This window comes from Archangium sp., assembly GCF_036388035.1.
Taxonomy (GTDB): Bacteria; Myxococcota; Myxococcia; order Myxococcales; family Myxococcaceae; genus Archangium.
Map to the genome: position 1 here is coordinate 1 of NZ_DASVSO010000443.1, position 16,223 is coordinate 16,223.

Sequence of the window (16,223 nt, forward strand, 5' to 3'; positions counted from 1 at the left end):
ACCCCGTGGCTGTAGGACAGGAGCTCGATCTTGTCCTTGCCCTCGGTCGTCGTGGACTCGCCCTTGAGAGTCTCGACGCCAATGAACTGCAGATAGATGTTTTGCATGTCGTCTTCTTTCTCTGACTGGGGGTGGGGACGGGACTAGCTGGCGGCCGGCGCGGGCAGCTCGGCGACGAGCCGGATGGAGGCGCTCAGCTCGTTGAGCTGGAAGTGGGGCCGCAGGAAGGCGATGGCACGGTAGGCACCGGGCCGGCCCGGCACCTCCATCACGTCGATGCGGGCCTCACGCAGCGGCTGGCGCGCCTTGACGTCCGGGGCGGCCTCGTCGTTGAGCTGGACGTAATCGGAGATCCACCGGTTGAGGTAGATGGACACCGCTTCCCGCGTGGTGAAGCTGCCGATCTTGTCCCGCATCATCACCTTCAGGTAGTGGGCGAAGCGGGAGGCGGCGAGCACGTAGGGCAGCTGCGCGGAGATCTGCGCGTTGGCGTTGGCCTGCGGCGTGTCGTAGAGGCGCGACTTCTGCACCGTCTGCGAGCCGAAGAAGACGGCGTAGGTGTCCGCCTTGCGGTAGCAGAGCGACATGAAGCCCAGGTCGTTGAGCTCCTTCTCGCGACGGTCGGTGATGGCCACCTCGGTGGGAATCTTGGCCATCCTGTCGCCCGCGTCGGTCTTGAAGGTGTGGACGGGCAGATCGTTCACCCGGCCGCCGTTCTCCACGCCGCGGATGGCGGCGCACCAGCGGTGGAGGGCGAAGGCCTGGGTGATGCGAGCCCCCAGCGCGTAGGCGGCGTTGCCCCACACGTAGTGCTCGTGCTGCTCGGCGCGGTTGCCGTCCACCTGCTCGTCGTAGTCGAAGCCTTGCACCGGAACGGTGTCGCGGCCGTAGGGCAGGCGCAGCAGGAAGCGCGGCAGCGTCAGGGTGACGTAGCGCGAGTCCTCCGCCTCCCGGAAGCTCCTCCACTCCAGCATGTCCGAGCTCTCGAAGAGCTTGGCCAGGTCCCGCGGCCCGTCGAGCTGGGTGAAGCTCTCCATGTCGAAGAGGCTCGGGTGCGCCGAGGAGATGAACGGAGCGTGGGCGGCGGCGGCCACGTTGGAGATCATCTTCAACAGCTTGATGTGCTCCGGGTGGCGGCCGAAGTAGTAGTCCCCGAGCAGGACGCTGAAGGGATGCCCGCCGAAGGTGCCATACTCCTCCTCGTACACCTTCTTGAAGAGCACGCTCTGGTCGAAGTCGGTGGCCAGGTCCAGGTCCTTGAGCAGCTCCTTCTGGCTGGCGTTCAGCACGCGGATCTTCAGGTGCGATCCCGTCTCCGAGCGCATCACCAGGTAGTGCAGCCCGCGCCAGGTGGACTCCAGCTTGCGGAAGTCCTCGGCGTGGAGGATGGCGTTGAGCTGGTTGCTCATGTGGAGATCGATGAGCGCGATGCGGTGGTGGAGCATCGTCACCATGTCGTTCTCCAGCTTCTTGCGCGTCTCCTCCTGCCGGAGGCGCCATTGCTCCTCGGCCTCCCGGGTGTGCTGCTGGCGCTCGAGGGTGTCGTGCTGAGCCTTCTCGAGGGCGAACTTCTCCGCCTGCTCGAGGAACTGCTCGACGAAGGCATTCAGCATGTTGCGCGCCCCCTCGTTCTGGAGCGCGGTGCGGGTGAGCTTCGCGTCGATGAGCGCCCGCGCGAACTCCTGGGGCTCCCTGGCCTTGGACGGATCCACCCGGGTGGGGCCAGGGGCCGCGGTGCCGCCCGCCGCGGGCGTCGTCCCCTCCCCCGCGGGCGTCGTCTCCTCCCCCGCGGGAGCCGCGCTCGCCGCCGGGGGCGTAGCCCCTCCCTCCACCGAGGGCTCCTTCTCCTGGGCGCGCAGCGCGGTCATCTGGGCGTCCAGCTCGGCGACGAGCCGGGTCTTGAACTGCGTCCGCTCCTCCTCCTTGCCGGCGATCAGCTCGCGCAGACGCTCGTTGAGCCGCTTGATGGCCGCGTTGAGCGCGTCGTTGCCATCGAGCTTGGCGATGAGGTTCACCAGGTTCTTGCGTGCCTCCAGCAGGCCTTCCAGCGGCTTGACCTGCTTGAGCACCGAGAACGGCTCGAAGTCCTCGATGCCCTTGAAGCCCAGCTCCACCTCGAGATCCTCTCCCCCCTGCTGGATGCGGTTGGGCACGCGCAGCGTCAGCGACGGGTTGAGCTGCTTGAGGACATCGTTGAAGTTGTCCCTGTCGATCTCGACGAACTTGCGGTCCTTCAGCCTGGGGAAGTCGGGCTTCTGCTGGATGCAGAGGTCCGCGAGCACGCCGACGACGAGCGGCAGCTCCCGCTTCTCGGTGGCGCCCCCCGCCTCCAGGTCATAGGTGATCTGCACGCGCGGAGGCTTGTTCCGTCCCACCCAGTGCTGACCACTATCCAAGAAGACTGCCATGGTTCCCTCGCTTGTGAGTGATTGGACTGCTCGGACTGCGACGACAGGGCCGATGTACGGCCCAGGGTGAAACCAGACAGGCCCTGCTCACTTCTGCGGCGGCTGCTCGCGCATCCCCAGCAGGGAGTAGATGGCCTTGAGATCCTGCGGTGTCTGGACGATCTCCTGGAGGAGCTGTCCGAGGGGCATCTCGCCCCAGGAGACAGCGCGTTTGATGAGATAGGGCGTGGGGCTGTGAGGCTCGGTGCGCAGCAGGTAGTCCGCCACCTCGATGAGCCGCCGGTAGGCATCCATCCGGTCCCGGATGGGGCCGCCCCCCCGGGGCGCCTCGGGAGCATCCTCGGGAGCCGCCGCCGCATCCTCCGCTCCCTCGGGAGTGGACGCGGCCGCCGTGCCCGCCGCGCCGCGCAGGGAGACGAGCAGGTCGCGCAGGCTGCCCAGGAGGGCCCTGAAGCGGTGCAGCGAGGCCTGGGCGCGGCCCAGGCGGGAGTCGAAGGCCTGCTCCAGCGCGATGGCCGCATCGAGCGCGGCCCCCACGTCACGGGCGAGCCCGGAGAGGAAGGAGGCCGGGGTGAGGGAGACCGCGGACATGAAGCGCGCCTGCGTCACCGCTTCCGGCCCATTCGTCGCGGACTTGGGCGGAGTGCCCCCGCGCACGGTCCGCTCCCGGTGGGTGGCGGCCTCCCAGTCCGCGTAGCTGTAGGTCACCGCTTCGGTCCCCTGCGTCCGGACGAGGGCAATGCCCTTGAGGCGGAGCACCGCCTTCTCGTCCAGCCAGGCCAGTGGCGCGAGGCGGCCCGTGGGGTCCTCCGCGTCCAGCGCGGGCCAGGCTGTGTCCCAGAAGCGCTCGGCCAGTCCCACCATCAGCCGCAGGCCGGCCTCCACGCCACGGAAGCCGTGCAGCTCCAGCCAGGCCTCCAGCAGCCAGGCGGCGAGCTGGAAGTCCTTCGTCTTCTGCCGCAGCGCCTCCTGGCAGAGGGTGGCCACCTGCGACCAGTTGGCCTTCTTGAGCGGGGCCTTCCACACCCCCTGGGGCAGCGAGGCGTCGTCCTCGCGGCGCGCCTCCTGGATGCGATCGTACGTGCCCTCGTAGCGCAGCGGGCCACCCGCGGGCGCGTCTGGAGCGATGGGGAGAAGCAGGGACTCCACGTCCGGGGAGAACGGGGTGGGCGTCGTCATCGGTCGGCTCTCCGGTCGCCAGGGTGCAGTGGGAACTCCGAGGAGAAGTCCTCGCGGACGTCCTCCACGGACAGTGGCGCGCGCACGGGCCACTGGAGGGGCGCCTCCAGGGGCGCCTTGCCGTCCAGGGAGGAGACCTCCAGCCGGAGGAAGGCGCGAACCTGCTCGCGGGTGGCGGAAGCCGCCGCCTTGTCGCGGGCCTTCTCCCGTGCCTGCATCATGAAGCGCAGCACATGGGGCCGGGCGCGCTCCTTGCGCTCCAGCTCGCCCCGAGGGCCCTGCTGGGCACGCAACAGCCGGAGCAGGGACCAGGTGCCGCCGTACTCGAAGGTGAGCGTCTCGTTCCCGCCCAGGAGAGCCCCCCCCGGCTGCCCATCCGGGGCGGGCGCGTAGGGGGCATCCTTGGCCCAACGGAAGGCCACGCGCAGCGGCGCTCCGGGCTCCCAGGTCGCGGCACGATCAGCCACCGACCGGCCATCCACCTCGAGCTGCCACTCGATGATCTGATTGGCGCGCAGCTCGAAGCGCCGGTTGATCCGGGGCTCCATCCGCACGGTGTAGCGCGCCTCGCCATCGCCACTGGCCAGCAGCGGCGTGAAGAAGCCGCGCGCCTCCTCCACGCGCGAGACGAAGTCCCACATGTCCTGGGAGAGCGGGCCCGCGCGGCGCGCGCGGCGGCCATCGAGGCCGAGCAGCGCATCCAGCTCCGCGCGGAAGGCATCGAAGGCGCGATAGAAGGCGCGCACGTCCTCGGGCGAGGCATCGCCCAGGGGAGACACGTCGGTCTCGGCGGCGAAGGGGAAGTGTCCCGCCAGGGTGTCGTTGAAGCGGGTGGCGAGCTGGGCATAGGACTCCCGCACCGCCTCGGCCTGGAAGCTCTCGCAGCGGCGGCGCAGGGTGGCGCGCAGCAGGTCCATCCTGCCCAGGAACCAGTCCCCGCCGTCCTTGGCACGGAGCATCCGGGCCGAGCAGCGCTCGCGGCCCGTCTCCAGCATGTCCTTGAGGATGAAGTCCTCGAGGACCTGGACGGAGTTGCCGGGAGCCATCTTCTCGCGCCGCCCCAGCTCGGTGAGGATGCCTCGCCACTTCACCAGCAGTGGAGGGGGCTCGGTGTCCTCGGACACGGCCTCCAGCAGGGAGACGGGGATGGAGGCGTACTCGCGCGCCAGCAGGCCCACGCGCTCGCGCTGCACCTTGAGGTAGAGGGCCAGGCCCCCGGCATCGGGCACATCGAAGGCCTCCAACGCCGGCGGCTCGTTGCCCCGCCAGCGCGTCAGCCGCGGGTCCGGGGTGTAGAGCGCGTCGTGCTCCAACACGGCGTCCACGCGCCGCAGCAACCCCTCGGCCTGCTCCCCCATCTGCCCGCTCAGCACGCCCTTGGCCTGGGTGAACTCCAGCTGCTCATAGGTGTCCAGCAGCTCCCGCAGCCGCCCGGCCGCGCGCTTGAGGCTGGCCAGCTCGGCGGACATCTCCGAGAGGGTCAGGTGCGCACTGGCCGCGGAGAGGGCGCGGGGCGCGGCCTCGATGCGCCGCGAGCGCTCCACCTGCTCCATCAGGCGGCGCTCCAGCACCACCCGGGCCTTGGCGCGCAGCACGCTCCCCACCTCGGAGGGAAAGCGCCGATCCACTTCCTGGATGAAGAGGTTGTAGACCTCCACCTGCTCGAGGGCCTGGTCCAGCCCCTCCTCGCTCCAGAAGACGCGGATGGGGCCCGCCGCCGGGCTCGCCGGGGGCGCCTGCGCCGCGTCCTGCTTCATCAACGCCTGGGTGAAGGGGCTGTCGATGAGCTCCTTGAGCTGGAGGTAGTTGGGGCCGAGCTCGAAGCGGCCGGTGGGGCCCTCCGAGAGCACCAGCACGGGCCCCAGGCCGCCCACCTCGTACTTCTCGCGCAGCCGTCGCTGGAGCTGGGCGAGCCCCACCCTCCACCGGTCCTCCAGGTCGCCGAGGCCCGAGGAGGAGCGCTCTGGGGCGAGGAAGCCCGACTTGCGCAGGGGCTCCGCCAGGTGGCGCAGGGAGGGGTCCAGCTCCGCGCGGCTGATCCACTCGGCCGCCTTCAACTCCAGGTCGTGGTTCACCCGGCGGAGGGCGTCGGCCAGGTGCTGGAAGGCCTCGTCGGGAGAGGTGTTCGTCTGGAGCGCCGCCAACTGCTCGACGATGTCGCGCACGTGGAGCTCGAGGGGGTTGTCCCGGCTGAAGAGTCGCTCCGACAGCCGCTTGGCGAGCAGCTCGGTCCGGCCGCGCAGCCGTGCGAGCATGTCGGCGGGCTCCACGAGGGGCTCGGACGTGGCGCGCGCCAGCGAGGGCTCATAGAGGCCGGGGCGCTGGAGGTAGGCGGGGGGCAGCGGCGCCCCGAGCAGGGGCGGGACGAGGCGCTCCAGATCGTTCACCCGGAGCGGGCTGTCTCCCGGGGCCGGTGTCGGGGTGGAGGTGGCGCCGGCGGACCCCCCTCCCCTCCTCAACCGCTCGTAGGCCTGGGCCAGCACGCGGTACTCCTCCAGCCGCACGAGGAGCGCCTGCAGGGCCTGGTACTCGGCGAACTGCTCCGGGGAGAGCACCTCCACGGCCCGCGGAACTGGCGCCGCCTGGAGACTGCCCTCGGGCCGTGCCGCGACGCCGGACTCCCCGGCCGCCAGCACTTCCGCCTGCTTGCGGACCAGGCCAGAGTGGAGGGCGGGCAGCACCACCTGCGAGAAGGTGATGGACAGGGCCTCGCGCAGGTCCTCGTCGAAGTCGGTGACCCACGAGCTGGGCAGCCACGGGTGGGCGCACTCCAGGGAGTGGAGCTCCCCCATCCGCCCGAGCACCTTGAGGGCCACGTCCCGCTGGCGCTTCCAGTCGGCCTCACCGCGAGCCCCTCCAGGGCGGGAGGTCGCGCGGCGCAACACCACCTCGTTGGCCAGCTCCTCGGAAATGGAGGTGATGGGCGCCACGTCTCGCTGGAGGCTCCACCAGGCCCCCGCCAGCGCGAGCACGGTGACGAGCACGGTGGTGGCCAGCGTCCAGCGCAGGGCCCTCACCCACCGCTGATTGTGCGACCAGCTCCGGATCGCCGGACGCGCCAGCCGCCGCTCGGGAAACACCTTCTTGCGCAGCAGGTCTCCCAGGAAGGCCAGGGGCCGCACGGGCGTGGAGCCCCGGGACGCCGCGGACGAGGGGTCTCCACAGAAATAGAGCCCGCGCAGCCAGAGGTGCTCCTCGTAGACGCTGGCCTTGAAGCAGCTGTCGAGGAAGAGGCGCAGCGGCTCCGTGCGGGCGCGCAGCGCGGCGGCGAAGGTGAAGGCACCGTCGCGCACGCTCTCGTCCTCCAGGGGCTCCCCGCCGACGGACAGCAGCGCGAGCTGGGCGCGGCACAGGCTGCCGTAGAGGGTGTCCATGGCCTCGTCCACCCACGTGGTGGCATAGGGGGCCGTCAGCGGGTTCGGGCTGGACCAGCCGAACATGTGCTCGCGCATGGGCGAGGGCAGCGCCCGGCAGAAGGCGGAGAAGCCGGGGATGGCGTCCGCCTGGGTGATGAGGACGTAGATGGGGCAGCGCACGCCCAGCGTGTCGTGGATGGCGCGAAGGGCGTGGCACAGCTTCTCGGCCCGGGCGCGCACCTCGGCCTCGGGCCGATCCAGGTCGGAGGCGGAGATGGTGAGCACCACGCTGTCGATGGGACGCCGCCGCCGGGCACGGCGGATGAGCTCGAGGGCCTCCGCGCGGGCCGCTCCCTCCACGAGGAGGGCGCCGCGTACGTCGATGACGAGCCCCTCGTCCAGGAACCAGAAGGACCAGCCGTCCTCCGTCAGGGCCTTGTCATCGGGCCGCCCGTACTGACGCTCGCGCATCGCGCTGGCCAGCAGCGCGCTGCGTCCCGAGCCCTCCTCGCCCACCATCAGGCACCAGGGCACCCGGTAGAGGTGGGCGCCGCTGTGCTCCAACCGCTCGAGGGCGTCGGTGAGTGCCTCCCGGCGCGGGCGCGGCGGGCCTCCGTCCTGGGGGGCGCCGGGCGTGGGGGCTTCCTTGCTGGGAGTGGCTGCCACCGGGGTGGGCCGCTGCCGCCGCCTCACCCTGACGACGGCCAGGAGCACGGTCAGCCCCAGGGCGGACAGGCCGAGGAGGAGCGAGAGGAGGCTCACGGGGCGCTGCCTCCCCGGATGTAGCTGATGGCGTTGCGCAGGCGCTGCGTCTCCGCGCGCCACAGGAAGTGGCCCCCCACGGTGTAGAGCACCAGCACCGCGGCGAGCAGGGCGAACCAGGGCCACAGGCTGGCGAGCCGCCGGCCCTCGGGGCCATGCAGCTCCCGCTCATCTTCCCCCAGGCTCCGGGTAGCCTCGTAGGCCTGGAAGAAGAGCGGCTCGCCGTTCAGCTCCAACCGCCGGTCCAACTGAGAGGAGATGAAGCTCAACAACCGGCGGCGCCACTCCTCGAGCTGGGCGCTCTCCCCGGTGCCGCGGTACCTGCCCTGGAAGCCGAGCGACAGCACCAAGAGGTAGACGATGGCCGTCTCCACCCGCGCGGTGTCACGGCTGGCCAGCAGCGCCTTGATCTCCTCGAACAGCCGCTGGCCGGCCTCGTGGGTGTGGAACACCTCCTCCTCGAGCAGCTGCCGCCGCCAGGCGTCCTGGCCGGGCCAGCGCAGGTGGATGAAGACCTCGTCGGCGAAGGCCACCAGCGCGTAGCGCACGGGAGGGAGTTGTGGCTCCTCCGTCTCGCCGGCTCGGCGGCCGAAGTCCGCCAGGTGCGTGCGCAGCAGCTCCTGCAGCCCCCCACGCACGTCGGGAAAGGAGGTCGTCCGGACAGTCATGTCCGTGCGCGCCAGATAAGTGGGCGCGCTGGCCTCGTGTTTGAGATGAAGTACGCCCTCGAGAAAGCGGCGGGCGCTCTCCAGCAATGGTGAGCGGTGTAGCAGTAGCAAATCCATCAGGCTGTCCCCCCAGCACCCTGAATCCCGCGTCCTAGTCCTTGCTGACGTAGAGGACGGCTTGGGCGGGATGTGGTTCCTGCCGTTTGCCGTTGTGTGTGTTCTCCAGCTCCAGGAGCTCGCCGGGCCGCAGGGCGCGGGTGGCGAGGTGGTCCAGCTCGAAGAGGAGCAGGTTGCCCTGGTGGATGAGGCCCTCGCGGTGGTCGACGTGCCGGCGGCCCACGCCGAGGGTGCGGTTGTTGCGCAACTCCGGCATCTGGCGCGCGGTGGCGATGCGGCAGCCCTCCACCCAGCCCTTGGTGTCCCCGGGCGAGGCGCCTGGGGCACCCTCCACCCCCAGCACCAGCTTCCGGCCCGCCCACTCCTGCGCGAAGAGGAGGGAGAAACCATCCCCCTTCTCTCTCAGGGGGATGCGGTGGAAGTGCTCGGGGATACCCTCCTCGAGGCAGCGGAAGATAAAGTTGACGATCTCATCGAAGGACTCGCGCAGTCGATCGTGCCGATAGCCGGAGATGAAGCCGGGCGGGACGGGATCGCTGCCCACCGCGGCCACCTGACCGGCCAGCGTGCACAGCGCGGTGTAGAGGGCGAAGGGATGGGCCACGCCGGTGCGCCGCAGCGCCTCGAAGGCGGGCAGCCCGGCCACCAGGTAGTGGATGAGGCGCCGGTGGTGCTCACGCAGGCCGCTGTCCGCCGAGGCGGTGGGCCCCTGCAGACTGCTGCGCAGGTAGAGGGCCTTCTGCAGGATGCGGCGCGCCACCCGGACGCACACCCGGCCCAGGGTGGAGCTCTCGGGGACCGTCAGCCGGGGCTCGATGAACTCGCTCACGGCGGCGAAGGAGGTGCCCAGTGACTTGAGCTCGAGCAGGGGCAGCGAGCAGTCGTCGGGCCGGGGCTCGCCCAGGCTGAGCCGCAGCCAGGGGCGCTGCTGGGCGATGCGCAGCGGCAGATCGCGGGTGTGCTCGTCGAGCAGCGCCTCGCTGACGAACGAGGCATAGCGGTAGCGCCCACTGTCGGGGCCGGCCCCGGAGCGCTTGTTGCCAAAGACAGCCAGGTGGAGCCGGTGGGGACCCTTGGCCAGGAGCTGCTTGTCGTCCTCGGAGAGCACCAGCTCCAGCCGGTCCTCCTCGGTGTAGCGGTACTCGACGACGAGCCCATCGGGCATGACGGCATCGAGCTCCTGCACCCGGAGGACGCCTTGCTTGAGCAGCAGCTCGTCGTAGGCCAGGTGGGACACGCCCCAGTGGAACGGGGCGAGCTGCCGCAGGTGATGGTGGAGGAGCTCCTCGTGGCGGAGCGCCTGCTGTTGGAAGTGCTGGGGCGCGAGCAACATCCCCTCGGTCCACTGCACGGCGGCCGGAATGGGCATGGCGTCCTCCTGTGTCAATCAATGCCGCGAGGGTGCGGTCGACAACGTCAGGCACGACTCCCCAAAAGAGATAGAGGACGTTTGGGATATGTCAATTTTATACGGCGATGCGTGTTTGTTTAACAATCAAACACTTGCATGCGGGGAGTACAAATTTGACTCACTGGCGGAGTGGCCTGAAAAAGAGAAGTGATGATGGTGCGCTCCCGCCTTGTGAAGACGATGCGGTCGCTCCCTGCTCTCCTGTGTGCCTTCGCTACCTGTGGGCCATGGGCGTGCGCTCCAGTCATACGTGGGGGGAAGATGGTGGAAATGGTGGATGGCTCGATGGCGGGCCGCGTCGTCGGACGGCTCGACCTGCGGGTGGTGCTGGCGCCGGATGCGAACGAGGACAACCCGGTGGCGCTCTCCGTCGTGCTGGTGCGCGATGGGCGGGTAGCCCCGGTGCTGCGGGGGCTCACGGCCGCGCAGTGGTTCGCGGCGCGTGAGACGGTGCTGCGGGCCAACGCTGGCGTACTGGACGAGGTGCTGTGGGAATTCATTCCTGGCCAGCAGGTGCCACCGCTGTCCCTGCCAGTGCGTCCTGGGACGACGGAGGCGTTCCTCTTCGTGCGCTACCGGGCAGGAGGGCCCCACCGCTACCCCTTCTCTCCCGAGCGCCCCGTGCGGCTGGAATTGGGGCGCCAGGAAGTCTCTCTGGTGCAGGAGCAGGGAGCGCCATGAGCCGGACGGGATGGGGCAGATGTCTGCTCTTGCTCGGGGTGCTCACGCTGCCGGCGTGCGCCCACCGGGTGCCCTTCACCTACGCGCTCAAGGAGGCACATTCCCTCGGCGCCGAGGAGTTGATGGGATTGCAGTTCTACGTCTCGCACGACCTCGTCCTGCGAAGACGGGTGGAGCACGTCGAGCACGAGGTGACGCCGGAGGCGCGGCTGGAAGTGCTGGAGGGACAGGAGCGGGAGGAGCTCCACATCCGCGCGGGCACGCCGGGCGTGGTGGTGGAGGCGGGACCGGACTGGCTGCGGGTGAAGTTCGAACCGGGGCCGGCCACCCTCAAGTTCCGGGCGGTGCGCAAACCTCCCCAGAAGGATCCGCGGCGGATCGCCAGCAAGGTGGTGGAGGTGGAAGGCGATCAGATGGTGGTGCACTCACCTTCGGACGCATGGGAGCAGGGATACAAGCTGGCGGCCTCGGAATGGAGCTACGGCCTGCGCGAGGGTTTCCAGGGACGGATGATGTACGGTGACTGGGAGTACGTCGCCGACGAGGGGGGCACGCACGCCCTCCTGCTCATCGACACGCGCTCCCTCTCCATGCGCTCCGAGCACGGCCGGACACTGCCTGGGATGGTCCTGCCGGGAGTGCCTCGCTAGCGGCGTGGGTGCCGGGCTCACACGCCCGAGAGCCGGTAGCGCTCCTGCAACAGGGCGGTTGTCAATGCCATCATCAGCACCGGCTCTTGCGCCACCCGCTCCCGTGGCGTGAGTGTTGGCAGCCGCTCCAGCAACGCCAGCACCTTCCCCGGCTCGAAGAAAGGTTGGGCCTGGAAGGCTCGGCTGCGCAGCACGTCTTGCACCAGGCCCTGCGCCCTCGCCGAGCCAAACAATGTCAGGGGCGGCGCCATCAGCGGGTGCTTCTGCCTCCGGTAGACGGCTTCCGTCAGGTACGGCCGCATCGCCTCGCGCAGCACGTACTTCTCCACCGGCCCCCGGATCTTCAGCTCCATCGGCACCGCGCGCGCGAAGTCATACAGCTCGCCGTCCAGGAAGGGCAGTCGTCCTTCGACTCCGTGCGCCATCTCCATCCCGTCGCCCAGCGTGCGCAGGATGTAGTTGGCCAGCGCCAGCTTCGTCCACAGGTACAGCGACTGCTCCACCCGGTGTCGGCCCTCGAGCTGCCCCTCCACGTCCACCCCCGCCATCAACACCGCGTAGGCGTCCCTCCCTTCGAAGCGCCGCAGGTACTCCTCCGTCAGGACCCCGTGCACCCGTCTGCCCAGCGTCCCCTTCGCCTCCAGGAAGCCCGGCACGAAACCCAGTGCCCTCCGGACCGCCTCCAGCGGCAGGGACTCGCCCTCGGGCAGTTGCACCCCCGCGGACGCCAGGTTCGTCTCCTCCAGCTTCCCCAGCCGCTCGGCCATCCGCGGCCCCGCCGCCCCCTCCAGGAGCAGATCCCTTCGCAGGTGCGGGTAGCCCGCGAACACCTCGTCCGAGCCTTCCCCTGTCAGCACCACCTTGAAGCCCGCCTCGCGCACCGCCCGGCTCAGCAGGTGCTTGGCCATCAGGTGCCCGTTGATGGCCAGCCCCTCCCCTTGCGCCACCGCCTCGGGGAGGCCCTCCACCAGCGCCTCCTGCCCTACCCGCACCGGGTGCAACACCGCCCCTACCCGCGCCGCCGTCTCCTCGGCCAGCGCCAGCTCGTCATAGCCCTCCGCCTCGAAGGCCAGCGTGAAGCAGTGGACCGGCCCCGCCACCTCCCGCGCCGCCAGCCCCACCACGGCGCTCGAGTCCAACCCCCCGCTGAGCTGGAACGCCACCGGCACGTCCCCCCTCAACCTCAGCCGGACGGCCTCCTCCAGCCGCTCGCGCACCCCCTCCACCCACTCCGCCTCCGTGCGCACCGGCCGTGCGCCCTCCAGGCGGGGGACATCCAGGTCCCAGTAGCGACGCACCCGCACATGCCCGTCCACCGCCAACACCACGTGCCCGGGTGGCACCTGCCTCACGCCCGCGAACAGCGTCCGATCCGGCGGCACGTATTGGAGGCTCGCCGCATGGAAGAAGGCCCCCTCATCCCACGTGGCGGGCAACCCCGCCGCCAGCAGCGCCTTCGCCTCCGAGGCCAGCCACAGCCCGCCGTCCACCTGCGCGTAGCACAGCGGCTTGACGCCGAAGCGGTCCCTCCCCGCCAGCAGCAGCCGGTTGCGCCCGTCCCACAGCACGAAGGCGAACTCGCCGCGCAGGTGGCGCAGGCAGCCGGCGCCGTGCTCCTCGTACAGGTGCACCAGCACCTCGCTGTCCGAGCGCGTCCGGAAGCGGTGCCCCCGGGCCTCCAGCTCCGCCAGCAGCCGCTCGTGCCCGTACAGCTCGCCGTTGACGATGGCCCGCACGGCCCCGTCCTCGCTGGAGAGCGGCTGGGCCCCGCCCGCCACGTCCACCAGCGCCAGCCGCCGGTGTCCCAGCGCCACGCGCCTGTCTCCGGACACCCACAGCCCCTCGCCGTCCGGCCCGCGGTGGCGCAACGCGCTCACCGCCCGGTGCAGCGCCTCGGCCTGGACGGGCCGCTCCTCCGAGTACCACGCCACCAGCCCGCACACGTCCGTCGCTCCTCCTCAGCCCCTGCCCGGGGCGAAGAAAACCTTGCGCTCCTCACTGCGGCCCGCCGCCGCGAAGAGCGCCGCGTAGGCCTCCAGCGGGTGCACCTCGCCCAGCAGGTCGTCCACCTTCAACCGGCCCCCGGCCAGCAGCGCGAGTGCCTCGGAGAAGGGGCCGTAGGACACCGCCTTCAGCGTCACGTCCTTGAGCACCGCCCGCGCCACCGGCAGCGCCACCGGCTCGTGCCGCCGGCTCTTGAGCACCAGCGTGCCGCACGGCCGCAGCGCCTCCAGCATGTCCGCCAGGGCCTTGTCCGAGAGCTCCGTCTCGATGATGAAGTCGTACGCGTCCGCCGCCAGTCGCTCTCCGCCACGTGGCGCGTACAGCGGCACCTCGCCCAGGCCGTGGGCCGCCAGCACCCGGCGCGTGAGCTGGGCGATGCGGTTGTCCCCGTAGATGAGCCCCCGCTGACCTGGCCGTGGACCCGCCTCCAGCACGCCCAGCGCCGCGGCCACCGGCTCCACATAGGCGCCCAGCGTGAAGGGCAACCCCGGAGGCAGCCGGTACACCGCCGAGGCCGGCACCCGCACGTACTCGGCGAAGGCCCCGTCGTGGTGCACCCCGAGCTGCGTCGGCCGCCCGCACCGGCCGCCCCGCTGGCACCCGGGGCAGTCCCCACACGCCAGCAGCGGGTGGACGGTGACACGCTCGCCCGGTGTCAGGTCGCGCACCGCCCGGCCCACCTCGGCCACCGTGCCGGCCAGCTCATGGCCCAGCACCAGGGGCGGGCGCACGGGCAGGCGGCCCTCGGCCACGTACACGTCGGTGCGGCACAGGCCCGCCACCGCCACCTGGATGATGACGTCATCCTCGCGCGCTACCCCCGGCCGGGGTACCTCGCGCAGCACCACCGTGCGTTCGTCCTTGACCAGAGCCTTCATGCGTCCCACCAGGGTGCGGCCACGTGGAGTGGCATCCGGCCCCCCTGGAGCCGCACCGCGCGGCCCATGCTAGCTCAGGAACCCGCGGGACGCGCCGGCCGGACGATGCTCGGGCCCATGGGCGAGACCTCGTGGCGCCCAATGGCCTTGGCGGGATCGCGCTCGAGCAGGCGGCGGACCTCCTCCATCGACTCCGCCTCGAACACGGCCATCCCGAAGACGCCCGCGGGGTCGAACACCGGGCCCGCCACGACCAGCGTGCCGGCGGCGAGCTGGCCCTGGAGGAACTCGCCATGCGCGCGCATCGTGGCCTGCTCGTCGGCGGTCATGGACATCGCGAAGTTGGGACGATTGGCGACGAGGCGAACGAAGAAGAGACTGGAAGGCATGGGGCTGCTCCTGGTTTGGGCGGCGCAGGTTGCCATGCCCTCGCGTCTCTTGGCGAGCGCCGCGGGTCATTCGCCCGCGCGAGGAAGCCAGGTCGGCATGAAGGACGGCCCGAGCACTCGGGGCCCGTCCTCGCCCCAGAGGATGGGATCGATGCACATCCGGCGAGCCGTCTGCCCCGGATCCCACGCATGGTAGACGATGACGTCCTGCCCGTCCGGGCCGGCGACCACGCAGTTGTGCCCGGGGCCAATCACCTTGCCCGGCACGGTCCGCAGCAACGGGGGGATGCCGGTCGGCTCGACCCAGGGCCCGAGCGGGTGATCGGCCACGGCGTAGGCGACGCCGTACGTTGGCTCCAACCATGAGCCGCCGGAGTAGAAGCAATAGTAGCGGCCCCCGTATCGGCGGACGAACGGGCCTTCGAGCGTGTGCCAGTCGTAGACCTGCCCGTACATCTTCCGCTCGCGCCGGAACACCTGCCAGTCGTCACTGGGGCGCAGGATGGTGCGGCTCGGCCCGCGCAGCCGGGTCATGCCATCCAGCACGTTGACGGCGAGCATGGTGCCCACCCGATCGCCCTCGAGCACGTCCCGAGCGTGGAAGAGGTACCAGGTGCCGTCCTCGTCCTGGAAGGGACTCGCGTCGATGGCGAAGCGCTCATCCGGGGTGAGGTTGACGCCCTGATCGACGAACGGGCCGGTGGGCCGGTCGGCGACCGCGACCCGCAGATGATGGCCGGCGTCCCCATGTCCCACGGAGTAGTACATCCACCATTTTCCGTGAGCCTCGGCGACTTCCGGCGCCCAGTAGTCGCTTCCGGCCTCCGGGGGCAGCAGCTCGAGCGCTCCCCCCACACTGCGCCAGGTGACGAGGTCAGACGAGGTGAGCACTTCGAAGGCACGGCCGTCGACCACACGGCCGGTGCCATAGGCGACATAGCCCTCCCCGACCCGCAGGACGAAGGGGTCCGCGAAGTAGGCGTCGTGCACCGGGTTACAGTAGCGAGTGGACATGACGGAATGACTACAACGTGAGGGGCCTCGCCCGCGACATAGAAGCGTCTTGGTGACACGCTCCAGTACTGCATGCCTTCGCGGGCCGCACTGTCCCCCCTGCCACCCCGGCACAGCTCCCAGCGGCTCGGACGGGTGCGGGTGGTGGGCGCGCGCACCGTGGTCGTGCCCGCGGGGGGCTGGGCCCGCTACCTGGCGGCGTTACCACTGCTTGGAGGCTGCGGGAATCGAAGCCGCGAAGGGCGGATCCGCGTTCCCTCGGGACCAGAGGTCCACCCCTGTTTTCCCTCTGGAAACGGAGCACCTGTCTGTCCGGGCGAGTCCAGGCGCGTCCATTCGATTTGGTCCTTTTTTGGTCCCCTTGGACCTCGCCTGCCAGGCCCGGGTGGCCTCCCCACCGCCCCCACGGGTGGTGGCGCTTGGGTCGGGGCGAGGGCTGACGTGTCCCCAAAGGAGCTGCGCGGCCTCTCCACCGGCCGGGCGCATACCTCGGACGGCTCCCGTCAGCGGCCTTCCCGCCCCAAGCAGCGGCCAGCAAGGAGCTGCTGAAGGAGAGGACGCCGCGAGTCAATTGGGCCGAGCTGCTCAGAAGGACGTTCGACTTGGACGTGTTCGCCTGCGTGAGCTGTGGAGGCAGGCGACGGGTTTTGGCGGACGTGACTGCACCCGGTGGGGTACGCGCCATTCTGGAGCACCTGGGGCTGCC

Annotated in this window: 11 protein-coding genes; 2 read left to right on the top strand and 9 right to left on the bottom strand. The window is 70.5% G+C overall.

Annotated features, from left to right (window positions below):
- Nucleotides 1-143: 143 nt before the first annotated feature.
- The 5 genes from tssC to tssK form a co-directional block, all read right to left on the bottom strand.
- Nucleotides 144-2,408, bottom strand: a complete 2,265-nt coding sequence (tssC, locus tag VF697_RS17955; RefSeq protein WP_331096602.1) for a type VI secretion system contractile sheath large subunit — start codon at nucleotides 2,406-2,408, stop codon at nucleotides 144-146.
- Nucleotides 2,409-2,495: 87 nt separating this feature from the next.
- Nucleotides 2,496-3,587, bottom strand: a complete 1,092-nt coding sequence (gene tssA / locus VF697_RS17960) for a type VI secretion system protein TssA (RefSeq protein WP_331096604.1) — start codon at nucleotides 3,585-3,587, stop codon at nucleotides 2,496-2,498.
- Nucleotides 3,584-7,705 (bottom strand): type VI secretion protein IcmF/TssM N-terminal domain-containing protein, encoded by a 4,122-nt coding sequence (locus VF697_RS17965; RefSeq protein ID WP_331096606.1) that lies wholly within the window; start codon nucleotides 7,703-7,705, stop codon nucleotides 3,584-3,586. Before VF697_RS17965 ends, tssA begins: the two co-directional genes overlap by 4 nt.
- Nucleotides 7,702-8,373, bottom strand: coding sequence for a DotU family type IV/VI secretion system protein (locus VF697_RS17970; protein WP_331096608.1), 672 nt, complete (start codon nucleotides 8,371-8,373; stop codon nucleotides 7,702-7,704). The genes VF697_RS17965 and VF697_RS17970 overlap by 4 nt, the downstream gene beginning before the upstream one ends.
- A gap of 151 nt (nucleotides 8,374-8,524) precedes the next feature.
- Nucleotides 8,525-9,859 carry a type VI secretion system baseplate subunit TssK gene (gene tssK / locus VF697_RS17975; RefSeq protein WP_331096610.1) on the bottom strand — a complete coding sequence of 445 codons (1,335 nt, stop codon included), beginning with the start codon at nucleotides 9,857-9,859 and terminating at the stop codon, nucleotides 8,525-8,527.
- 303 nt (nucleotides 9,860-10,162) lie between these two features.
- Between tssK and VF697_RS17980 the strand changes: the two genes are divergently transcribed.
- Entirely contained in the window at nucleotides 10,163-10,582 is a 420-nt protein-coding gene (locus VF697_RS17980) for a hypothetical protein (protein WP_331096612.1), read from the top strand.
- Nucleotides 10,579-11,232: a hypothetical protein gene (locus VF697_RS17985; protein ID WP_331096614.1), complete on the top strand. Its 654-nt coding sequence runs from the start codon at nucleotides 10,579-10,581 to the stop codon at nucleotides 11,230-11,232. The genes VF697_RS17980 and VF697_RS17985 overlap by 4 nt, the downstream gene beginning before the upstream one ends.
- A 17-nt stretch (nucleotides 11,233-11,249) precedes the next feature.
- Here VF697_RS17985 and asnB read toward each other — a convergent pair whose 3' ends face one another.
- The 4 genes from asnB to VF697_RS18005 all read right to left on the bottom strand — a co-directional run bounded on the left by asnB (nucleotide 11,250) and on the right by VF697_RS18005 (nucleotide 15,517).
- Nucleotides 11,250-13,175 carry an asparagine synthase (glutamine-hydrolyzing) gene (gene asnB, locus VF697_RS17990; protein WP_331096616.1) on the bottom strand — a complete coding sequence of 642 codons (1,926 nt, stop codon included), beginning with the start codon at nucleotides 13,173-13,175 and terminating at the stop codon, nucleotides 11,250-11,252.
- A gap of 15 nt (nucleotides 13,176-13,190) precedes the next feature.
- Nucleotides 13,191-14,114, bottom strand: a complete 924-nt coding sequence (locus VF697_RS17995; protein WP_331096618.1) for a zinc-dependent alcohol dehydrogenase — start codon at nucleotides 14,112-14,114, stop codon at nucleotides 13,191-13,193.
- A 74-nt stretch (nucleotides 14,115-14,188) separates the two neighbouring features.
- Complete coding sequence (locus VF697_RS18000; protein WP_331096620.1) at nucleotides 14,189-14,503, bottom strand: YciI family protein; 315 nt, start codon at nucleotides 14,501-14,503, stop codon at nucleotides 14,189-14,191.
- A 66-nt stretch (nucleotides 14,504-14,569) separates the two neighbouring features.
- Entirely contained in the window at nucleotides 14,570-15,517 is a 948-nt protein-coding gene (locus VF697_RS18005; protein ID WP_331096622.1) for a glycoside hydrolase family 43 protein, read from the bottom strand.
- Nucleotides 15,518-16,223: the final 706 nt, after the last annotated feature.